The sequence below is a fragment of the Kitasatospora sp. NPDC056273 genome (genome assembly GCF_042268845.1).
Classification (GTDB): Bacteria; Actinomycetota; Actinomycetes; order Streptomycetales; family Streptomycetaceae; genus Kitasatospora.
Map to the genome: position 1 here is coordinate 165,396 of NZ_JBHJSJ010000011.1, position 20,646 is coordinate 186,041.

Sequence of the window (20,646 nt, forward strand, 5' to 3'; positions counted from 1 at the left end):
TGATCCCTCAAGATAGCGACCGCCCCGCCCGCGAACGCCGACGGGGCGGCGACCTGTCGGTCACCACCCCGCCGTACTGCTCCGTCGTCCTGCCCTACCGGTGGATCAGACCGCCGGAACCGGGTAGGTCGGGTACTCGACGCCCGAGATGTACTGGACGACCCGGATCACCTGGCACGAGTAGCCGAACTCGTTGTCGTACCACAGGTAGAGGATCGCGTTGTCGCCCTCGACCTTGGTCGCGCCGGCGTCCACGATCGAGGCGTGGCGCGAGCCGATGAAGTCGCTGGAGACGGCGTCGGGCGAGTCGGTGAAGTCGATCTGGCGCTTCAGCGGCGAGGTCAGCGAGACGTTCCGCAGGTACTCCAGGACGTCCTCGCGGTTGGTCTCCCGCTTCAGCTGGAGGTTGAGGATCGCGATGGAGACGTCCGGCACCGGGACGCGGATCGAGCTGCCGGTGATCTTCGCCTGGAGGTCCGGCAGGGCCTTGGCGACGGCCGAGGCGGCACCGGTCTCGGTGATCACCATGTTCAGCGGCGCCGAGCGGCCGCGGCGGTCGGCCTTGTGGTAGTTGTCCAGCAGGTTCTGGTCGTTGGTGAACGAGTGGACGGTCTCCACGTGGCCGCGGACCACGCCGTACTCGTCCTCCATCGCCTTCAGCGGCGGGACGATGGCGTTGGTGGTGCACGAGGCACAGGACAGGATCTGCTCGTCCGGCTTGATCGTGTCGTGGTTCACGCCGTGCACGATGTTCGGGACGTCGCCCTTGCCCGGCGCGGTCAGCACGACCTTGGCGATACCGGGGCGCAGGTGCTTCGACAGGCCCTCGCGGTCGCGCCAGCGGCCGGTGTTGTCGATCAGGATCGCGTCCTTGATCCCGTACTCCGTGTAGTCGACCGTGGTCGGGTCGTCAGAGTAGATCACCGTGATCTCGTTGCCGTTGGCGATGATCTTGTTGTTCGCCTCGTCGACGGTGATCGTGCCCTGGAACTGGCCGTGGATGGAGTCACGGCGCAGCAGCGAGGCGCGCTTGACCAGGTCGTCGCCGCCGCTGTTGCGCACGACGATCGCCTTCAGCCGCAGGCCGTTGCCCGAGGCCTTCTCGACCAGCAGCCGGGCGACCAGCCGGCCGATGCGGCCGAACCCGTACAGCACGACGTCCTGCCCGGACCGGCGCTCCAGCTTGTTCTCACCGGTGGCGCCGACGACGGCCTGGGCGGTGAACTCCGCCACCGACAGGCCGCGGTCGTCCGCCTTGTACGTCGCGGCGAGCATGCCGAGGTCGATCTGCGAGGGGCCGAGGTCCAGGGCGGTCAGGGCCTCGAGGAACGGCATCGTCTCGGTGACCGAGAGCTCCTCGCCGGCTATCTGCCGGGCGAAGCGGTGCGTCTTGAGGATGCTGACCACCGACTTGTTCACCAGGGACCGGCTGTGGAGCAGAACGGTGACGTCCCGCTCCCGGTGCAGCCGCCCGATGATCGGGATCATCGACTCCGCGATCTCCTCGCGGTTCTTCCAGTCCGTGAACACGTCGTCGTTGACAGTCACAAGTCCATCTTTCGAGCTGAGGGTGTTGCCCACATGGTAGCTTCGCCCGCCCGCGCCCCGACCGCCGGTCCCTCCCCCACCCTCCCCACCCGAGCCCCCGACCTGCGCTTTCCCCCCACCCCCACCCCCGAAGGTGATCACCGCCACCCTCGATCCGACCACCCGTCGGGCGGCCCGGCGTGAGTGATCATCCGGGCCAGTACAGTGAAACGCACGGCCCGGGCGGACGGGCACGGGCACGAGGGGGCCGGGGTGGCGACGCTGGGCATGCACCGGGACTTCCTGATGGAGTTCGCGGCGCTGGAGAAGCCGGTGCAGCGGCGGGTCTTCGAGACCTTCGAGAAGTTCACCGAGGCCACCCACACCGGCGTGCACCTGGAGAAGCTCACCAACCAGCGGGACCCCCGGATCCGGACCATCCGGATCACCGACTTCTGGCGCGGGGTCGTCCTCAAGGCCGACCGGGGCGACGGCTACCTCCTGCTGAAGGTCCTTCCGCACGACAAGGCCAACGACTGGGCGGTCAAGCACCGGGCCTCCGTCAACGCCGCCACCCAGGGCGTCGAGATCCGCAACGACGTCGCGCTGGAACGGGCCTCCCGGTCGCTGAAGGCGCTGGCCGCCGACGAACCCCGCAGGCTCTTCGCCGACCGCTCCGACAAGGTCCTGCGCAGCCTGGGCGTCGACGAGGAGATCCTGCCGATCATCCGGCTGCTCCCCGACGAGGCCCACCTGGAGGCGCTCCACCGCGTGCTGCCGGAGCAGCAGTTCGACGTCCTGGTCGGCCTCGCGAGCGGGATGGAGCCGGCCGAGATCGATCGTGAGATCGTCCGGGCGTACGCCCGGGCGGCCGCGCCCACGAGCGTCGACCAGCCCGCCGACGGGCTGGTCTCGGCGATGGCCCGGGCGCGCGGCCGGGTCGCCCTGGTGTCCGGGCCCGACGAACTGCTGGAGATCCTGGAACGCCCCTTCGACGCCTGGCGGATCTTCCTGCACCCGGCCCAGTACCGGGTCGCCTACCGGGAGTCGTACAGCGGGCCGGCCCGGGTGACCGGCGGCCCCGGCACCGGGAAGACGGTGGTGGCCCTGCACCGGGCCTACCACCTGGCCCGCCGGTTGCCGGCGAACGCGCCTGACGGATCGATTCTGCTGACCACCTCCTCCGAGGACCTCGCCGCGGAGCTGGAGCGCTGCCTCGCCCTGCTCGTGACGGACGGACGGATCCGGGCGAAGGTCCGGGTGGTCACCGTCGACGCGCTGGCCGCCGAGGTCCTGCGGCGCTCCCCCGGCGGCGCCCCGTCGAAGGTCCTCTTCCAGCAGCACCCGATCCTGGCCCGCTGGGGACGGGTCGCCCGCCGGCTCGGCGTCGGGTTCACCGACCTGTTCCTCGACCAGGAGTGGCGGCAGGTCGTACTGGCCCAGTCGATCGGGAGCCGGGAGCAGTACCTGAAGGCCCCGCGGACCGGACGGGGCAAGGCCCTCGGGACGCCGGAGCGGACCGAACTGTGGCGCGCGGTGGCCGCGTTCGAGGAGGAGCTGCGCAAGGCCGGGGAGTTGACGTACCTCCAGGTCTGCGCGCGGGCCGCGCGGATGCTCGACGAACAGGGCGACCGCCCGTTCCGGCACGTGGTGATCGACGAGGCGCAGGACCTGCACCCCGTCCAATGGCGGTTCCTGCGCGCGCTCGTGGCCACCGGCCCGGACGACCTGTTCCTCTCCGGCGATCCGCACCAGCGGATCTACGGGAACAAGGTCTCGCTGCGCTCGCTCGGCATCCAGGTGGTCGGCCGCTCCTTCCGACTCCGGATCAACTACCGGACGACACAGGAGATCCTCACCTGGTCCGCGTCCCTGCTCACCGGCGAACGCCCGGACGACATGGACGGCGGGGAGGACTCGCTGGCCGGCTACCACTCGACCCTGCACGGCGCCCACCCCGACGTGTCCGGCCACCCCGACCGGGCCGAGGAGTTCCGGGCCCTCGTCGCCCGCGTCGAGGAGTGGACCGCCTCGGGCGTGAGCCCGGAGGACATCGGCGTCGCCGTACGGACCGGACGGCTCGGCCGCGAGGCCGCCCACGCCCTGGGGCAGGCCGGGATCCCGACCCACGTGCTCGGCGACGCGCCGTCCCCCGGCATACGGGTCGGCACCATGCACCGGATGAAGGGCCTGGAGTACCGCTGCGTCGCCGTGGTCGGCGTCAGCGACGGCACGGTCCCGCTGCGCAGCGCGATCACCCCGGCGGACACCGACCCGCTGCAGCACCAGGAGGACCTCACCGGCGAGCTGAGCCTGCTCTTCGTGGCGTGCACCCGCGCCCGCGAGGCCCTCAGCGTGTCCTGGCACGGCACACCCAGCGTCTTCCTCGAACCGATCGCCCCGGCCCGGCTGCTCACCCGCTGACCCACGGCCCCGCGGGGCCCGCTCCGGGTGGTCGACCGGCCCGGAAGTTGCCCGGGGGTGCGGGTGGTGGGGTAATGGGAGACGGCCGGTGTTCGAGTGTGTGACGAGCAGCCCCGGGAGCTTGGGATGAGCGGTGGGCCGGAACCGATCAGTGCCGAGGGTCTGCGTGCGGTGCGGGAGGAATTGGCGCAGCTGCGGGTGGAGCGGGGGGAGGTGGCCGCGACGCTGCGCGGGGTGGAGCCGGTGGGGGACCGGGCGGACGCGGCGGACGAGTTGCAGCGGGCGTCGGAGGTGGCGCGGCTGGACCGGCGGATCGTCGAGCTGGAGGCGCGGCTGCGGGAGGCCGAGGTCGCCGGGGAGCCGTCCGCGCGGGTGGTCGGGGTGGGGTCGACGGTGAACGTGCGGTTCGACGACGGCACGGAGGAGACCGTCGAGATCTCGGAGATCGCGGAGGAGCGGGACCTCACCCTGGTGACCTTCGACAGCCCGCTCGGGAAGGCGCTGCTCGGGCGGCACGCCGGGGAGACGGTGAACTACGACACCCCGGCAGGCGCGGCCAGCGCGGTGGTGCTGTCGGTGGGCGCCGACGCGGGCCCGCAGTCGGGCTGAGGCGGCGCTGGGCGGCACAGCGCCGGCACGGTCGAATTCCGGTCGGAATTCCGGGGGAAACGGGCCGGGATATCGGCGGGGTATCGGCGGGATATCCACGCGACTGTTGATAGGCGGGGCTTATCGGTTCAGTCGCGTTGCCTCTTTGACGTGCCGCGATGGCCTGCCGGACACTGGACGGGAATCGGGGAACCGCGAATTCCCAGCGAATTCACGCCCCCGGAAAGCACCCGAGAGAAACCGAGCAGATCGCGCGCATGCCCCCGTCCCGCACCGCCCGCTGGCTCCCGGCGGCCGCCGCCGTCGCCGTCGCCGCCTGGGGCGCCAACCAGTTCACCGCACTGGCCACCGTGTACCGGGCGCGCACTGACTGGTCGGCGCTCTCGCTGGCCGCGATGTTCTCGGTCTACCTGGTCGGCCTGGTGCCCGGGCTGCTGCTGGGCGGGCCCGCCGCCGACCGGTACGGCCGGCGGCGGACGGTGCGCGGCGCGCTGGGACTGTCCGCCGCCGCCAGCGTCGTGCTGGCGCTGCCGGACGAGCCGTCCGTGTACGCCGCCCGGCTGGCCACCGGCTTCGCGGCCGGGCTGGTCTTCCTGGCCGGGACGGCCTGGCTGCGCGAGCTCTCCGGGCCTGCCGTCCCGCCCGAGCGGGCGGCCCGCCGGGCGATGTACGCCACCGGTACGGGCTTCGCGGCGGGTGCGCTGGCCTCCGGGGTGCTCGCCGAGTGGCTGCCCGGCCCGACGGTACTGCCCGCCCTCGCCCACGCACTGGGCTGCCTGCTGGTGCTGCGGGCCACCCGCGGGCTCCCGGAGACGAAGCCGGAGGCCAGGGCAGGGGTCAGGGCAGGGACCAGGGCGGCGGGCGGGCCGGAGAGCGCCCCGGGCCGCGGCACGCCCCCGCACCGCACGGCGGCCGTCCGCCACCCCCGGTTCCGCTACGTCGTGCTGCCCGCCAGCCCGGCCGTGCTCGGCGCCGCCACCGTGGCGTACGTGGTGCTGCCGCCGCTGGTCGCCGACCGGGTGCCCGGCTACGCCCCGCTGTTCAGCGGCCTGGTCGCGGCGCTGACCCTGGCCACCGGCGTGGTCGCCCAGCCCTTCGCCGCCCGGCTGGACGACGCGGACAGCGCCCGGGCCACCCTCACCGCGATGGCCACCGTGATCGCCGGGCTGCTGCTCGGCGCCGTCGCCGCCGCCCGCGACTCGGTGGGCCTGGTGGTGGCCGCCGCCGTGGTCCTCGGCACGGGGTACGGGCTGACGCTCGGCGCGGGGCTGCACGAGGTGGAGCGGCTCACCCGGCACGCCCCCGACCCGCGCGCCTCCGGCCCGACCTCCGCCTCGCTCTACCAGAGCACCACCTCCAGCGGCTTCCTCACCCCGCTGCTGCTCGCCGGCACCGCCGGCCACGCCTCCTACCCGGCGCTGCTGGCGGGCATGGCGGCCGTCGGCCTGCTCTGCCTGGCGGTCACCGCCGCCCACAGCCGCCGCCACCTGCCGGCCGGGGAGCACCCGGAGCCGCCGACGCGCGAGGATGCATCCGTACAGTCCGTCGCCAGCACACCACCGAGGAGCCGACCGCCATGGGCCGAGTGACCGTACCCCGCAGAGTGCTGCGCCTGCGCCAGGGCGCGCCCTCGTACCGTCCCGACACCCTGGCCGCCGAGGAGCCGATGGAGATCCGGGTCGGCGGGCGCCCGCTGACGGTGACCATGCGCACCCCGGGCGGCGACTTCGACCTGGCGGCCGGCTTCCTGGTCAGCGAGGGCGTGGTGCACGCCGCCGGGCAGGTGGCCGGCATCCGCTACTGCGCCGGCGCGACCGCCGACGGCGGCAACACCTACAACGTGGTGGACGTCCAGCTGGCCCCCGGTGTGCCCGCCCCCGACGCCTCGCTGGAGCGCAACTTCTACACCACCTCCTCCTGCGGCCTGTGCGGCAAGGCCAGCCTGGACGCGGTGCGCACCACCGCGCCGTGGAGCGTCGCCGAGGACGGGCTGCGCGTCACCCCCGCGCTGCTCTCCGCGCTGCCGGACCGGCTGCGCGCCGCCCAGAAGGTCTTCGACAGCACCGGCGGCCTGCACGCGGCCGGGCTGTTCGACGCCGACGGGCGGCTGCTCTGCCTGCGCGAGGACGTGGGCCGGCACAACGCCGTGGACAAGGTGGTCGGCCACGCCCTGCGCGAGGGGCTGCTGCCGGCCCGCGGCACGGTGCTGATGGTCAGCGGCCGGGCCTCCTTCGAACTGGTGCAGAAGGCCGTGATGGCGGGCGTCCCGCTGCTCGCGGCGGTCTCCGCGCCGTCCTCGCTGGCCGTGGACCTCGCGGAGGAGACCGGGCTGACCCTGGTCGGCTTCCTGCGCGGCGAGTCGATGAACGTCTACACCCGCGCGGACCGGATCGACGTCCGAAGCGACCTCCGGCAGGAAGGCCGGGAAGCCGTCCGGGAGGAAGGCCGGTAGATGCTCTTCCGCCAGCTGGAGTACCTCGTCGCGCTCGCCCGCGAGCGCCACTTCGCCCGCGCCGCCCAGGCCTGCCACGTCTCCCAGCCCGCGCTCTCCGAGGCCCTGCGCAAGCTGGAGGACGAGCTGAAGGTGCTGCTGGTGCGGCGCGGGCGCAGCTACGAGGGGCTGACGCCCGAGGGCGAGCGGATCGTGCTGTGGGCGCAGCGCATCCTGGCCGACCGGGACGCCCTGCGGGACGAGGTGGACGCGCTGCGCACCGGCCTGGCCGGACGGCTGCGGATCGGCTCGGTGCCGACCGCCTCGGGCGCCGTCCCGCTGCTCACCGGACCGTTCTGCGCCGCCCACCCGCTGGCCGCCGTGGAGCTGTCCACCGACCTGCGATCCGACGAACTCCTGCGCCAGGTGCGGAACTTCGAGATCGACGCGGGCATCACCTACCTGCCCGGACCGGGCACCGACGACCTGCGCGCGCTCCCGCTCTACGAGGAGCGGTACGTCCTGCTGACCGGCCCGGCCGACGAGCTGGCCCGGCACCCCCGGGCGACCTGGGAGGAGGCCGCCCGGCTGCCGCTGTGCCTGCTGCACCCGGGCATGCAGGGCCGCCGGGTGCTGGACGAGGTGTTCGCGGGCCTCGGCCTCGAGGCCACGCCCCGGGTCGAGACCGACTCGGTGGCCTCGCTCTTCGCCCACGTCCGAACCGGCCACTGGGCGAGCATCGTGCCGTACGCCTGGCTGCACGTGTTCGGCGTACCGCACGGGATGCGGGCCGTCCCGCTGGCGGAGCCGGTGCACAGCGCGCCGATCGGGCTGGTGACCGCCGCCCGGGAGCCCGGCTCGGTGATGGCCCGCGCGCTGCTGGAGGTCGCCCGGCGCACCGAGGTGGCCGCCGTCCTCGGCAGCCTGCCGGGCGGCGCCTGACCACCGGGCGCCCACACCGGGCGCACGGGGACCGCTCGACGCGCGCGCCCCGACCGCCCGGCATAGCCTCGACCCAGCCCCGGTTGTCCGACCCGTGCGACGGAAGGCGAGTACCGTGACCACCTCCGACGACGCCGCCACCACTCCCCCGCGGAAGCAGCCGCAGGAACCCCCGCGGGAGCCGCAGGAGGACGTCGGCCCCTCCCCCGCCGGGCCGCCCCACGTCGCGCCGTACCACCACCCGGCCGCCGGCTGGGGCGCCGCCAAGAGCGTCACCCGCTTCCTGGCCCGCGAGGGCGCGTACCTGGACGGGCCGCGGGCGGTGATGCGGATGAACCACGAGAACGGCGGCTTCGACTGCCCCGGCTGCGCCTGGCCCGACGACACCAAGGGCCTGCATCTGGACATCTGCGAGAACGGCATCAAGCACGTCACCTGGGAGATGACCCGCAAGCGGGTCGGCCGGGAGTTCTTCGCCGCCCACTCGGTGACCGAGCTGTCCGGGTGGAGCGACTTCGCGCTGGAGGACCAGGGCCGGCTCACCGAGCCGATGGTCTACGACCCGGACACCGACCACTACGTCCCGATCGGCTGGAAGGACGCGTTCGCCCTGGTCGGCCGCGCCCTGCGCGGGCTGGACGACCCGAACCGGGCGGCGTTCTACACCTCCGGCCGGCTCGGCAACGAGGCGACCTTCCTCTACCAGCTGCTGGCCCGCGAGCTGGGCACCAACAACCTGCCCGACTGCTCCAACATGTGCCACGAGGCCAGCGGCCGGGCGCTGCAGGCCTCGCTCGGCACCGGGAAGGGGACGGTCGACCTCAAGGACTGGGAGGTCACCGACGCGCTGTTCATCCTGGGCGTCAACGCGGCCTCCAACGCGCCCCGGATGCTCACCTCGCTCGCCGAGGCGTACAAGCGCGGCGCGCAGGTCGTCCACATCAACCCGCTGGTCGAGGCGGCGGCGACCCGGACGATCATCCCGCACGACTTCACCGACATGGCATTGAACCGGGCCACCCGCACCAGCACCCTGAACCTCCAGCCGCGGATCGGCGGCGACATGGCGCTGCTGCGCGGCATGGCGAAGGCGATCCTGGAGCAGTCCGCGGCCGACGACCGGGCGCTGGACCGGCTGTTCATCGACCGCCACACCACCGGCTTCGAGGCCTACCGCGACATCTGCCTGGCCACGCCCTGGGAGGAGATCGAGCGCCAGAGCGGGCTGGAGCGGGCCGACATCCTCGGGGCGGCCCGGGTCTACCGGGAGGCCGACCGCTCGATCTTCAGCTGGTGCCTGGGCGTGACCCAGCACGAGCACGGCGTGGACACCGTCCGGGAGATCGTCAACCTCCTGCTGCTGCGCGGCAACCTGGGCCGCGAGGGGGCGGGCCCCTCCCCGGTGCGCGGGCACAGCAACGTCCAGGGCAACCGCACCTGCGGCATCGACCACCGGCCCGCCGCCGGGTTCCTGGACCGGCTCGCCGAGGTGTGCGGGATCGAGCCGCCGCGCGAGCACGGGCTGGACACCGTCGGCACGATCGAGGCGATGCGGCGCGGCGACGTCACGGTGTTCGTCGGCATGGGCGGCAACTTCGCGCTCGCCGCGCCGGACACCCCGTACACCCGGCAGGCCCTGGAGACCTGCGAGCTGACCGTCCAGGTGAGCACCAAGCTGAACCGCAGCCACCTGGTGCACGGGCGGGCCGCGCTGATCCTGCCCTGTCTGGGCCGGACCGAGAAGGACCACCAGCGCGCCGGGGTGCAGTCCACCTCGGTCGAGGACTCGATGAGCATGGTGCACCTGTCGGTCGGCATGAAGCGCCCGGCCTCGCCGCACCTGCTCTCCGAGCCCGCGATCGTCGCCGGGATGGCCCGCGCGGCGCTGCCGGACAGCGCCACCCCGTGGGAGTGGTACATCGAGGACTACGACCGCATCCGCGACACCATGGCCCGGGTCCTGGACGGCTTCGAGGACTTCAACCGCCGGGTTCGGCTGCCGCTGGGCTTCCGGATCAAGCAGCCGGCCCGCGAGCTGGTCTTCGACACCCCCTCCGGCAGGGCCGAGTTCTCCGCCGCCCCGCTGCCCGACGTCGTCCCCGGGGCGGGCACCCTGGCGCTGGGCACGATGCGCTCGCACGACCAGTGGAACACCACCATCTACTCGGACGACGACCGCTACCGGGGCGTGAAGAACCTCCGCACCCTGGTGTTCATGAACCGGGACGACATGCGCGAGCGCGGGCTGGCCGAGTTCGACCGGGTGGACGTCACCAGCACCGCCCGGGACGGCAGCACCCGCTCGGTGCACGGCTACCTGGCCGTCCCGTACGACATCCCGCGCGGCTGCGCGGCCGGGTACATGCCGGAGCTGAACGTGCTGTGCGCGATCGGCGACTACAGCACCCAGAGCGACCAGCCGATCATGAAGCACCTGAAGGTGACGATCGAGAAGTCCTGAAGCGGAGGACCGGGACGAGCGCCGCGGAGCGACCGGAACGCCCGGAGCACCCGGAGCACCCGGAGCACCCGGAACGCCCAGAACGCCAAAGGTAAAGGTTTAACCAAGTGCGCAAGTATCACCTCCGGACGGGACTAAGCTCTGACGAGTTGGGGTGAACCGGCGGTCGCGTTGCGCGGGCCGGTGAACTCCTTGCCGCGTCGATGACACGCACCACGGGGTGCGCCGGCCGGGAGGAGGCGAGAGACATGGATTGCAGTAGTCCGGGCCACAGTTGCCCCTACCCCCGCTTGCCCTCGTACACCTCCGGCATGCGGTAACAACCTTCCCTGCACCACGTCCTGACGATCCGTCAGCCACGACGTCCACGCCACGTCCGCACGCGGCTCCGCCGTGCCCGCACACCTCCGTACGGGCCGCGCAGCCGCGCGCCGATGCGCCGTGTCCGCTTGCAGGGAGCGCTGCCGCCTGCCTCCGAACCGCCCCGCCTGTCCGGGGCCCAGGGAGGAAACCACCATGACCACCCACGCCACACTCAACTCCACTGTCCCCGAGCCGCGTTCGGCCGTCCTGGACGACGCACACCTCGGTGACATCAAGGGTGCGCTCGGCACCATCCGGCTCGACGACACCACGCCCCGCCACGGCCTGTCGGCGCGGCTGAAGACCCTGCTCGCGATCATCGGGCCCGGCCTGATCGTGATGGTCGGCGACAACGACGCCGGCGCCTTCTCCACCTACGGGCAGGCCGGGCAGAACTACGGCACCCAGCTGCTGTGGACCCTGCTGATGCTGGTCCCGGTGCTCTACGTCAACCAGGAGATGGTGCTGCGGCTCGGCGCCGTCACCGGGGTCGGGCACGCCCGCCTGATCCTGGAGCGCTTCGGCAAGTTCTGGGGCGCGTTCAGCGTGATCGACCTCTTCCTGCTGAACGCGCTGACCCTGGTCACCGAGTTCATCGGGGTCACGCTCGCGGCCGGGTACCTCGGCCTGCCCAAGGCCGCCTCGGTGGTGCTGGCGGCCGGAATCATCATCGCCTCGGCCTTCACCGGCTCGTTCCGGCGCTTCGAGCGGGTCGCCGTGGCGCTCTGCCTGGGCTCGCTGCTGCTGGTGCCGATCTACTTCATGGTGCACCCGAAGACCTCGCAGATGGCGCACGACTTCGTCGTCCCGAGCATGCCGGGCGGGTCCGGTCAGCTCGCGGCCGTGATGCTGGTGATCGTCTCCATCGTCGGCACCACCGTGGCGCCCTGGCAGCTGTTCTTCCAGCAGTCGTACGTCATCGACAAGCGGATCACCCCGCGCTTCATGAAGTACGAGAAGGCCGACCTCTGGATCGGCATCGTGATCGTGATCGTCGGTGCCGCCGCCATGATGGGCCTCACCGCCGCCGCCTTCGCGGGCACCGACGGCTTCGGCCAGTTCTCCGACGCGGCCGCCGTCGCCCGGGGCATCGAGGACAAGGCCGGGCACCTGGCCGGCGTGCTGTTCGCGATAGCCCTGCTGGACGCCTCGATCATCGGCGCCTTCGCGGTGTCGCTGTCCACCGCGTACGCGATCGGCGACGTCTTCGGCATCAAGCACTCGCTGCACCGCGGGGTGAAGGGCGCCAAGGGCTTCTACGGGATCTACGCGGGCCTGGTGGTCGCGGCGGCGGCGATCACGCTGCTCTCCACCGACTACACCCAGGGCCTGATGACCCAGTTCGTCCAGGTGCTGGCCGGGGTGCTGCTGCCCTCCGCGACCGTCTTCCTGCTGCTGCTCTGCAACGACCGCGCCGTACTGGGGCCCTGGACGAACGGGCCGAGGACCAACGCCTTCACCTCGGCGGTGGTCGGCGTCCTGGTGATGCTCTCGCTGATCCTCACCGCCGCCGTGGTCTGGCCGGACATCAGCTCCGACGCGATCCTGTGGATCATGGCCGGCTGCGGCGTCGCCGGCGTGCTCGTCGCCGGGTACTTCTTCACCTTCGGGCGCCGCGGCACCAAGGAGGACCCGGTCGACCGCACCGGCCGGGAGAACTGGCGGATGCCCCCGCTGGAGACCCTCGACAAGCCGGTGCTGTCCACCGCCCGCAAGGTCGGCATGGGCGCCCTGCGCGCCTACCTGCTGATCGCGATGGCGATGGTCGTCGTCAAGATCGTCCAGACCGCGCTGAACCACTGAGCCGACCGGCTCCGCGCACGCCCTGCCCGTTGTCCTGTCACGGAGGTGACCTGCCATGACCATCGTCGCCGTCTTCCGGCCCACCCGTCCGTCCACCGACCGGGGCCGACTGCGCTCCACCCTCGCCGCCGTCGGCCGACGCCTGGCGGCGAGCCCCCTCGACAACAGCGTCCTCCGGGCCGCCACGGCTCCGCACGCCGGCCCGGCGGGCGGGTGCGGCGGCCCGGCGGCCGCGGGCACCGGCGGGCTGCGGGCCCGCTGGCGGACCGTCCCGGCGCCGGACGGGACGGCCCGGCTGGAGGCCACCTGGCACCCCGGCCGCTGAGCGGGCGGAGCGGCGCTCCCGCTCCGCCCGCACCCCCGCCCCGTCCGCGCCGCCCGTCCCGTCCACCCCGGTCGCCCCGGCCGCCCAGACCCCGAAGGAGCCCCTCCGCCATGGCCCTGCGCTACCCCAGGCTCGACGCCCTCTTCTCGGACCACCCCGCGCCCGCCCGGCGCCCGGCCCCGCGGCCGGCTCCCGCGCCCGGCCTGGTGGTGGACACCGAGCAGCGCACCGTCACCGTCGAGGGCCGCCCCGTCACCATGCCGTACCTGGAGTTCGAGCTGCTCGCCCACCTGGTCGGCAACCCGCTGCGGGTGCACTCCCGGCGCCAGCTGATGGAGAACGTCTGGGGGCGCCCGGACAGCGGCGACTCCCGCACCGTCGCCACCCACATCGCCCGGATCCGGCGCAAGCTCGGCCCCGGGCACCGGGAGGCGATCGCCACCGTCCGGCAGATCGGCTACAAGTACGACCCCCGGCTGGCCCGGACCGCCTGACGCCGCCGGCCGGACCTGACCCGACCTGACCTGACCTGACCACCCGACCCCACCACCGAAGGACCCGACGACCGTCCGAAGGAGGACCCCCGCGATGACCCGAACCGCCCTGTTCCCCAGGACCGGCAGAGGGACCGCGCTGTGCGGCGTCCTACTGCTGATCACCGCCGAGGGCCTCGCCGTCGCCCTCGCGCCCCACCCCCTGCGGCTCTTCCTGTCCGGCACGTTCATCGGCGCCTCGACCGCCGGGCTGCTGCTCGCCCTGCTGCTGGCCACCAGCCGGCGGCGGGCGGGCGCGGCCGCGGCGGCGGGGGCCCGGCCGTTCCGCGACGACGCCCAGTGGTTCAGCGCCCGCTCGCTGGACGGCTTCCCGATGGAGCAGGTCCGCCCGCTGCTGCTCGCACCCGGCGCGCCCGGCCTGAGCCGGCTCTACACCGCCTGGGTGTTCGCCACCCACGGGCACGACCCGCAGTGGATCGCCCGGCACCTGGACCTGCCCGTCCGCACCGCCCGGCTGCTGGTCACCGCGGCCCGGCGGCACACCGGGGCCGCTCCCACCCGGTAGCGACCGGCGGGGCCCGGGCAGCGGTCCTCGAAACGCGGGACGGGTTTGCGTACGGACGTACCGAGGGAGCAGACTGCCCGGGTTTGCGCCGGAGGTACCGCCATGACCCTGCCGAAGTCCGTCCCGGCCCTGTCCCGGGGCTCGCTGCCCGCCCGGACGGCGAGCCGCCTCGGCGGTCGGGTGTGGGTGGACCTGGTCGTCGCGGCCGCCGTGCTGGTGCTGCTCTACCTGGGGCTGCGCCTCGGCCAGGGCGGCACCCTCCGGTTCTCCACCGCCCGGGACGCGGCCGTCGACACCGATCCGGCCCGGCTGCCGTACGACGCCCTGCGCTCGCTGCTGCGGATGTTCACCGCGCTCGCCGTCTCGGTCGTCTTCACCTTCGGCTACGCCTACGCCGCCGCCCGCAGCCGCCGGCTGGAGCGGGTGCTGATCCCGGCACTGGACATCCTCCAGTCGGTGCCGGTGCTCGCCTTCCTGAGCGTCGCCGTCTCCGGCTTCCTCGCGCTCTTCCCCGGCTCGATGCTCGGCCTGGAGTGCGCCGCCGTGTTCGCCATCTTCACCTCCCAGGCCTGGAACATGACCTTCGCCTTCTACCAGGCGCTGGTCTCGCTGCCGCCCGAACTCGACGAGCTGTCCCGCTCGTTCGGGTTCAGCCGGTGGACGCGGTTCTGGAAGGTCGAACTGCCCTCGGGCATGATCGGCCTGGTCTGGAACGGCATGCTCGGCTTCGGCGGCGGCTGGTTCTTCCTGGTCGCCTCCGAGGCGATCACCGTGGACGGCCAGCGGTACGCGCTGCCCGGGGTCGGCTCGTACGCGGGCGCGGCCATCGCCGCCGGGGACCTCGGCCGGGTCGGCTGGGCGATCGCCACCATGGTGGTGCTGGTGGTCGGCGTCAACTTCCTGTTCTGGCGGCCGCTCACCGCCTGGGCCGAACGGTTCAAGAACGAGCAGTCCGAGGCCACCGAGGTGCAGCGCTCGGTCGTGCTGGACCTGCTGCGCCGCTCCCGCCTGCCCGCCGCGCTCGGCCGGGCGCTGCGACCGGTCGGCCGGGCCCTGAACCGGGCCGGGCGGGTGTTCGGCACCGCCGAGCGCCCGCCGGCCGTCCACCCCGGCCGGCGGCGGGCCGGGGACGTGGCCTTCGGCCTCGTCTCGGGCGGCATCGTGCTCTGGGGCCTCGTCGACCTCGGCCGCTACCTCGCCGACCGCACCGGCCTCGGCGTCTTCGGCGAGCCGCTGCTGCTCGGGCTCGCCACCCTCGCCCGGGTGGTCGTGCTGGTCGCGGTGGCCACCGTGGTCTGGGTGCCGATCGGCGTGCGGATCGGCTTCTCGCCCCGGCTGACCAGGATCGCCCAACCCGTCGTCCAGGTGCTGGCCGGCTTCCCGGCCAACTTCGTCTTCCCGCTGGTGGTCTGGCTGCTGCTGCGCACCGGGGTGTCGATCGACCTCGGCGGCATCCTGCTGATGGCCCTCGGCTCCCAGTGGTACATCCTGTTCAACGCCATCGCCGGGGCCATGGCCGTCCCCGCCGACCTGCGCGAGGCGATGGACGACCTCGGCGTGCGCGGCCGGCAGCGCTGGCGGCGGCTGATCATCCCCGGGATCTTCCCGGCGTACGTCACCGGCGGCATCACCGCCTCCGGCGGCGCCTGGAACGCCTCCATCGTCGCCGAGGTGGTCACCTTCGGCTCCACCACGCTCACCGCGACCGGCCTCGGCGCGTACATCGCCCGGGCCGCCGAGCACGGCGACCACCCGCGCCTGCTCGCCGGGGTCGCGGTGATGAGCCTGTACGTCGTCGTCCTCAACCGTCTGCTCTGGCGCCGGCTGTACCGGCTGGCCGAGCGCCGCTACTCGCTGTAGTCCGGAGTCCGCCGATGCGCTTCCCCTTCCGCCGCCGCCCCGCCGAGCCCGCGCCCGTCGAGCCCGCGCCCGTCCCGCGCGGGGACGTCCCGCACGACGACGCCCCGCGCCCGGACGACGAGGTCCTGCTGGAGACCGTCGGCCTGACCAAGGCCTACGCCGGGGCCGCCGGCGAACTGCCGGTGCTCTCCGGCATCGACCTGACCGTGCGGGCCGGCGAGATCGTCGCCGTGCTCGGCCGCTCGGGCTCCGGCAAGTCCACCCTGCTGCGCTGCCTGGCCGGCCTGATCCCGCCCAGCTCCGGCACCGTCCGCTACCGCGGCACCCCGCTCACCGGCGCCAACCCCGGCACCGCGCTGGTCTTCCAGACCTTCGCGCTGCTGCCCTGGCTGACCGTCCGGCAGAACGTCGAGCTCGGATTGGAGGCCCGCGGGGTGCCGCCCCGGGAGCGCGCCCGGGCCGCCGCCCAGGCCATCGACCTGATCGGCCTCACCGGCTTCGGGTCCGCCTACCCCAAGGAGCTCTCCGGCGGCATGCGCCAGCGGGTCGGCTTCGCCCGGGCGCTGGTCGTCGAACCGGACGTGCTGATGATGGACGAGCCGTTCTCGGCCCTCGACGTGCTCACCGCCGAGAACCTGCGCGGCGAGCTGATGGAGCTGTGGGACTCCGGCCAGTTCCCGACCCGGGCCGTCGTGCTGGTCACCCACAACATCGAGGAGGCGGTGCTGATGGCCGACCGCGTCGTGGTCCTCGGCGCCCGCCCGTACGGGACCATCCGGGAGACCGTCGAGGTCGACCTGGAACGGCCGCGCGACCGCGACTCGGCCGCCTTCGACGAGCGGGTGGACCGGGTGTACCGGATCATGACCGGCCGCCCCAAGGACGCCCGGGCGCCCGGCCGCACCGACCAGCCGGGCCCCGACCCCGACCGCCGCACCGTCGCCAGCACCCCGCTGCCCACCGCCGGCGTCGACGGCCTCTCCGGTCTCGCCGAGACGATCGCCCACCGGGGCGGCGGCTGCGACCTGGCCGGCCTCGCCGACGAGCTCGGCCTGGACATCGACGACCTGCTCCCCCAGGTCGACGCCCTCGACCTGCTCGGCTTCGCCGAGGTCCACGGCGACGACCTGCTGCTCACCGACGCCGGCGCCGCCTACACCGGGGCCGACGCCCAGGACTCCCGCGCCGTCTTCGCCGCCGCGGCCCTGGAGGTCCCGCTGATCAAGCTGATCGCCAACAGCCTCGGCGACCGGCCCGGCGCCACCGTCCGCACCGGCTTCCTGCGCGACCTGCTCGGCCGCCACTACACCGTCGAGCAGACCGACCGGCAGCTGGAGACGGCGACCGACTGGGGCCGCTACGCGGGGCTCTTCGCGTACGACGCCGACCGGCAGGAGTACCGGCTGGACGCCCCGGAGCGCTGAGGGCTCAGCCCGTCGCCGGGCGGCGGCGCACCGCGCGGGCCGCGCGGGCGAAGGGCTGCGGCGCGGTCGCACCGGCCGGGGCGGCGCCGTCGTCGCCGCCGTCGCGGCGGTCGGGCAGGTCGTGGGCGATCAGCGCGGCCTCGGTGAGCAGCCCGCGCACCTCGGTGGCCCGGTAGAAGATCCGGGTCCCCTCCCGCCGTGCCACCACCAGCCCGGCCGCCCGGAGCTTCGCCAGGTGCTGCGAGGTCGCCGCGACGTGCGCCCCCAGCAGCTCGGCCAGCTCGCTCACCGGCAGCTCCCGGCGGCTCAGCGCCCACAGCAGCCGGTACCGCGACGGGTCGGCCACCGCCTTCAGCACCGCCACCGCCCGCTCCGCCGCATCGGCGTCCCAGGCCTCTTCCCGCGCACCACCCATACAGGGATCGTACCGATCCGTACCCGGGCACCCGGAGCCGGGAATCCCCGCCGCCCGCGCCGACGGCGGCCGCCGGGTGAATGAAGCGCGACAGAACCGGGGGTACGTGCCGCCGCGGCGCCTAGCCTGGGCCTGGGCCCGGCCGGAACTGCGCACCGGCCGGGCGGAGTTGGTCCTGTCCGCCGCGAGGAAGGGTCGGCCGTGGCTGCCATCAGTGTGATCCCGGGCGACGGCATCGGCCCCGAGGTGGTCGAGTCCGCGCTGGGGCTGGTCGACGCGTTCGGCCTGGGACTGGACGTCGACGTGCTGGACCACGTGGGCGCGGAGCGCTACCGCCGGGAGGGCGTGGCACTGGGCGAGGCGGACCTGGCCCGGGTGGCGGCGAGCGGCGCGGTGCTGCTCGGCGCGATCGGGCGGCCGGACCTGGAGCACACCAGGTACGTGCGCGACGTCCTGCTGGAGCTGCGGTACGCCTTCGACCTGTACGCCAACTACCGGCCGGTGCGCCTGTGGCACGACCGGCTCAGCCCGCTGCGGGACCCGGCCCGGCGCGCCCTGGACTGCGTGATCGTCCGGGAGAACACCGAGGGGCTCTACAGCGGCATCGGCGGGAACCTCCGCGCCTCCTCCGACCACGAGGTGGCCGTCGACGCGGACGTCAACACCCGGCACGGCGTCTCCCGGATCCTGGACTTCGCCTTCGCCACCGCCCGCCGGGAGGTCTGCCTGGTGGACAAGGCCAACGCGGTGCGGGCTGGCGGCCGACTGTGGCAGGAGTGCTGGCGGCGGGCCGCCGAGCGGCACCCCGGCACGGCCACCCGGCACCTGTACGTCGACGCCGCCGCGATGAAGCTGGTCACCGAGCCCGAGCGGTTCGACGTCATCGTGGCCAGCAACTCGCACGGCGACATCCTCAGCGACCTCGCGGCCGCGCTGGCGGGCGGGATCGGGCTGGCGCCCTCGGCGAGCCTCAACCCGGAGAGCGGCTTCGGGATGTTCGAGCCGGTGCACGGCTCGGCGCCGGACATCGCGGGCCGGGGCGTCGCCAACCCCTTCGCCTGCCTGCTGACCGCCGCGCTGCTGCTGCGCCACCTCGGCCACGACACGGAGGCGGCCGCGACCGAGACGGCTGTCGCCGGATCGATCGCGGCCGGACGGACCACCCCGGACCTCGGTGGCACGCTGAGCACCCGGGAGGCGACGCGCGCGGTCCTCGCCGCCCTGTGACGGCGCCCGCCGGGGCCGGGACAGCGGGCTCAGGGCGCCGGGTACGCCTCGGGCTCCAAGGTCGAGCTGGTCCGGATCACCTCGGCGACGGTCAACTCGTAGAAGGCGTACCACTTCTCCTTCCCCTGCTGCTGGGCGTTGTGGTGCTCCACGTCGGCGCGCCACCGCGCCAGCGTCTCGGGGTCGCGCCACCACACCAGGGCGAGGCGTTCGCCGTCCTCGGTCTCGTAGTTCTTAACCTGGACGAGGTCGTCCCCGTAGACCGCCCGCACCTTCTTGGCGAGGTAGTCCTCCGTGGTCTCGTACTCGTGGTCGTACTGCTCCGAGAAGCGCGACCTGAAAACGACCAGAATCATCGTTGATCTCCCGTCAGTTCCGGCTGGTGACACGACAGTTCACGCGACTCGTGCAGATCTGGCGGCTCAGCCGGCCCCGGCGAAGGCCCGCAGCTGCGGGTCGGGCAGCTCGGCGGCGCCGGCGCCGTGCCGGCTGAGGATCCGCCGGGCCAGCTCGCGCAGCCGGTGCTCCTCGGTGAGCGCCAGGGAGTAGCTCTCCTCGCTGAACGCGCAGCGCTCGTACAGGGGCCGGAACCGCTCCGGCATCAGGTCGACCAGTCGGCGCGCGATGGCCTCCTCCGCCTCGTGCCTGGGGTCCGGCAGCCGGGACATCGTCCAGTAGTGCCGGTAGGAGATGTCCGCGATCGCGTCGCCGTCGCCCTTGCGGATCCGCTCGTACGCGGCGAAGGCCCGTTCCCAGTCCCGCTCCCGGTCCAGGCAGGCGACCAGGGTGCGGACGTCCTCGAAGGCGGCGTTCATGCCCTGGCCCATGAACGGCGCCATCGCGTGGCAGGAGTCGCCGACCAGCGCGGCCGTGCCGCCCAGGACCCACCGGTCGCACCGGGTGAGCCGGACGGCGGAGACCGGCTTGGCGCCCAACTGCTCCTCCAGGTCCGGGATTCCGGCCGCCAGCCGGGGGAAGACGGCGGCGAACTGCTCGGCCAGGGCCCGCCCGCCGACCGCGGCCCGGTAGGACGGGCGCGGACCCTCCCGGCGGAAGAACACCGAGCCCGCGAAGCGCCGGCTGGACACCTGCGGGAAGGCCCCGAACAGCGCGTCCCCGGCCGGCCAGTAGTGCATCACCCCGCGGTCGCAGTCGGGCAGGTCCAGGACGATCTCCTGGTAGGCCAGTTCCAGGGTGCTCACCCGCGCCCGGGCGCCCCGCTCGACGAGGGCGCCGCGCACCGCCGAGTGGACGCCGTCGCAGCCGATGACGTGCCGGCACCGCACCCACCGCTCGGCGCCGCCCGCCCCGACCAGCAGCGCGGGCGCCGCCGGGTCGACGGCCAGCACCGGGTGGTCGAAGCGCAGGTCGACCCCCGGCTCGGCCTCGGCCGCGTCCAGCAGCAGCCGGTGCAGCGCCTGCCGCTCGACCGCCCAGATCGCCGCGCCGTCCCGGCTGTACGGGGTGACGGCGGTGCTGCCGTCCGGCAGGTGCCCGCACCGGCCGGTGATCGGCGCGCAGATCCGCCGCACCGCCGCTTCCAGGCCGAGTTCCCGCAGCACCCGCCGGCCCCGCTCGGAGAGGATCACCATCAGCGACCGGCCCTGTCCGGCCGGGATCCGCCGGGGGTCCGCGTGCCGTTCCAGGACGGTCACCCGGCCGTGGCGCCGGGCCAGGTAGAGCGCGGCGACCGGGCCGGCCAGCCCGGCCCCGACCACCACGATGCCGCCGCCCGCCGTCGCGGGCCCGTACGAGTCGCTCATCGGGGCCTCCCGC

17 protein-coding genes are annotated in these 20,646 nt (G+C 73.7%); 13 read left to right on the forward strand and 4 right to left on the reverse strand.

Annotated features, from left to right (window positions below):
* Window positions 1-105: 105 nt before the first annotated feature.
* Complete coding sequence (locus tag ACFCY1_RS13015) at window positions 106-1,548, reverse strand: glyceraldehyde-3-phosphate dehydrogenase (protein WP_049660894.1); 1,443 nt, start codon at window positions 1,546-1,548, stop codon at window positions 106-108.
* A gap of 267 nt (window positions 1,549-1,815) precedes the next feature.
* Here ACFCY1_RS13015 and ACFCY1_RS13020 point away from each other — a divergent pair, with 267 nt between their 5' ends.
* The 12 genes from ACFCY1_RS13020 (at window position 1,816) to ACFCY1_RS13075 (ending at window position 17,228) form a co-directional block, all read left to right on the forward strand.
* Window positions 1,816-3,951, forward strand: a complete 2,136-nt coding sequence (locus tag ACFCY1_RS13020; RefSeq protein WP_375874564.1) for a UvrD-helicase domain-containing protein — start codon at window positions 1,816-1,818, stop codon at window positions 3,949-3,951.
* A 126-nt stretch (window positions 3,952-4,077) separates the two neighbouring features.
* Complete coding sequence (locus tag ACFCY1_RS13025; RefSeq protein ID WP_375874542.1) at window positions 4,078-4,560, forward strand: GreA/GreB family elongation factor; 483 nt, start codon at window positions 4,078-4,080, stop codon at window positions 4,558-4,560.
* Window positions 4,561-4,817: 257 nt separating this feature from the next.
* Window positions 4,818-6,149, forward strand: coding sequence for an MFS transporter (locus ACFCY1_RS13030; RefSeq protein WP_375874543.1), 1,332 nt, complete (start codon window positions 4,818-4,820; stop codon window positions 6,147-6,149).
* Window positions 6,137-7,012 carry a formate dehydrogenase accessory sulfurtransferase FdhD gene (gene fdhD / locus ACFCY1_RS13035; RefSeq protein ID WP_375874544.1) on the forward strand — a complete coding sequence of 292 codons (876 nt, stop codon included), beginning with the start codon at window positions 6,137-6,139 and terminating at the stop codon, window positions 7,010-7,012. Before ACFCY1_RS13030 ends, fdhD begins: the two co-directional genes overlap by 13 nt.
* A complete protein-coding gene (locus ACFCY1_RS13040) occupies window positions 7,013-7,933 on the forward strand; it encodes a LysR family transcriptional regulator (RefSeq protein ID WP_375874545.1) in 921 nt (306 codons plus the stop codon). It abuts the gene before it with no gap.
* Between the two features lie 115 nt (window positions 7,934-8,048).
* A complete protein-coding gene (locus ACFCY1_RS13045) occupies window positions 8,049-10,394 on the forward strand; it encodes an FdhF/YdeP family oxidoreductase (protein WP_375874546.1) in 2,346 nt (781 codons plus the stop codon).
* Window positions 10,395-10,910: 516 nt separating this feature from the next.
* Complete coding sequence (locus tag ACFCY1_RS13050; protein ID WP_074004085.1) at window positions 10,911-12,560, forward strand: NRAMP family divalent metal transporter; 1,650 nt, start codon at window positions 10,911-10,913, stop codon at window positions 12,558-12,560.
* Window positions 12,561-12,615: 55 nt separating this feature from the next.
* Entirely contained in the window at window positions 12,616-12,885 is a 270-nt protein-coding gene (locus ACFCY1_RS13055) for a hypothetical protein (protein WP_375874547.1), read from the forward strand.
* Between the two features lie 110 nt (window positions 12,886-12,995).
* The gene (locus ACFCY1_RS13060; RefSeq protein ID WP_049656267.1) at window positions 12,996-13,379 is read left to right on the forward strand and encodes a winged helix-turn-helix domain-containing protein; all 384 of its coding nucleotides are present in this window, start codon (window positions 12,996-12,998) and stop codon (window positions 13,377-13,379) included.
* 94 nt (window positions 13,380-13,473) lie between these two features.
* Entirely contained in the window at window positions 13,474-13,944 is a 471-nt protein-coding gene (locus tag ACFCY1_RS13065) for a hypothetical protein (RefSeq protein ID WP_074004083.1), read from the forward strand.
* A gap of 102 nt (window positions 13,945-14,046) precedes the next feature.
* Window positions 14,047-15,804: an ABC transporter permease subunit gene (locus tag ACFCY1_RS13070; protein WP_049656268.1), complete on the forward strand. Its 1,758-nt coding sequence runs from the start codon at window positions 14,047-14,049 to the stop codon at window positions 15,802-15,804.
* A 14-nt stretch (window positions 15,805-15,818) separates the two neighbouring features.
* Window positions 15,819-17,228 (forward strand): nitrate/sulfonate/bicarbonate ABC transporter ATP-binding protein, encoded by a 1,410-nt coding sequence (locus ACFCY1_RS13075; RefSeq protein ID WP_375874548.1) that lies wholly within the window; start codon window positions 15,819-15,821, stop codon window positions 17,226-17,228.
* Window positions 17,229-17,232: 4 nt separating this feature from the next.
* Here ACFCY1_RS13075 and ACFCY1_RS13080 read toward each other — a convergent pair whose 3' ends face one another.
* Window positions 17,233-17,643, reverse strand: coding sequence for a metalloregulator ArsR/SmtB family transcription factor (locus ACFCY1_RS13080; RefSeq protein ID WP_049656270.1), 411 nt, complete (start codon window positions 17,641-17,643; stop codon window positions 17,233-17,235).
* 201 nt (window positions 17,644-17,844) lie between these two features.
* Between ACFCY1_RS13080 and ACFCY1_RS13085 the strand changes: the two genes are divergently transcribed.
* A complete protein-coding gene (locus ACFCY1_RS13085; RefSeq protein ID WP_375874549.1) occupies window positions 17,845-18,870 on the forward strand; it encodes an isocitrate/isopropylmalate dehydrogenase family protein in 1,026 nt (341 codons plus the stop codon).
* Window positions 18,871-18,899: 29 nt separating this feature from the next.
* Here ACFCY1_RS13085 and ACFCY1_RS13090 read toward each other — a convergent pair whose 3' ends face one another.
* Together ACFCY1_RS13090 and ACFCY1_RS13095 are read right to left on the reverse strand one after the other, a co-directional pair.
* Window positions 18,900-19,226 carry an antibiotic biosynthesis monooxygenase gene (locus tag ACFCY1_RS13090; protein WP_049656274.1) on the reverse strand — a complete coding sequence of 109 codons (327 nt, stop codon included), beginning with the start codon at window positions 19,224-19,226 and terminating at the stop codon, window positions 18,900-18,902.
* Between the two features lie 66 nt (window positions 19,227-19,292).
* Window positions 19,293-20,633: an NAD(P)/FAD-dependent oxidoreductase gene (locus ACFCY1_RS13095; RefSeq protein WP_049656276.1), complete on the reverse strand. Its 1,341-nt coding sequence runs from the start codon at window positions 20,631-20,633 to the stop codon at window positions 19,293-19,295.
* Window positions 20,634-20,646 lie beyond the last annotated feature (13 nt).

Bases quoted from the DNA above. Each gene is read 5' to 3' on its own strand.
- ACFCY1_RS13030 (WP_375874543.1), top strand. From the start codon at position 4,818: ATGCCCCCGTCCCGCACCGCCCGCTGGCTCCCGGCGGCCGCCGCCGTC.
- ACFCY1_RS13040 (WP_375874545.1), top strand. From the start codon at position 7,013: ATGCTCTTCCGCCAGCTGGAGTACCTCGTCGCGCTCGCCCGCGAGCGC.
- ACFCY1_RS13065 (WP_074004083.1), top strand. From the start codon at position 13,474: ATGACCCGAACCGCCCTGTTCCCCAGGACCGGCAGAGGGACCGCGCTG.
- ACFCY1_RS13050 (WP_074004085.1), top strand. From the start codon at position 10,911: ATGACCACCCACGCCACACTCAACTCCACTGTCCCCGAGCCGCGTTCG.
- ACFCY1_RS13025 (WP_375874542.1), top strand. From the start codon at position 4,078: ATGAGCGGTGGGCCGGAACCGATCAGTGCCGAGGGTCTGCGTGCGGTG.
- ACFCY1_RS13020 (WP_375874564.1), top strand. From the start codon at position 1,816: ATGCACCGGGACTTCCTGATGGAGTTCGCGGCGCTGGAGAAGCCGGTG.
- ACFCY1_RS13095 (WP_049656276.1), bottom strand. From the start codon at position 20,633: ATGAGCGACTCGTACGGGCCCGCGACGGCGGGCGGCGGCATCGTGGTG.
- ACFCY1_RS13075 (WP_375874548.1), top strand. From the start codon at position 15,819: ATGCGCTTCCCCTTCCGCCGCCGCCCCGCCGAGCCCGCGCCCGTCGAG.
- ACFCY1_RS13070 (WP_049656268.1), top strand. From the start codon at position 14,047: ATGACCCTGCCGAAGTCCGTCCCGGCCCTGTCCCGGGGCTCGCTGCCC.
- ACFCY1_RS13060 (WP_049656267.1), top strand. From the start codon at position 12,996: ATGGCCCTGCGCTACCCCAGGCTCGACGCCCTCTTCTCGGACCACCCC.
- ACFCY1_RS13080 (WP_049656270.1), bottom strand. From the start codon at position 17,643: ATGGGTGGTGCGCGGGAAGAGGCCTGGGACGCCGATGCGGCGGAGCGG.
- ACFCY1_RS13090 (WP_049656274.1), bottom strand. From the start codon at position 19,226: ATGATTCTGGTCGTTTTCAGGTCGCGCTTCTCGGAGCAGTACGACCAC.
- ACFCY1_RS13055 (WP_375874547.1), top strand. From the start codon at position 12,616: ATGACCATCGTCGCCGTCTTCCGGCCCACCCGTCCGTCCACCGACCGG.
- fdhD (WP_375874544.1), top strand. From the start codon at position 6,137: ATGGGCCGAGTGACCGTACCCCGCAGAGTGCTGCGCCTGCGCCAGGGC.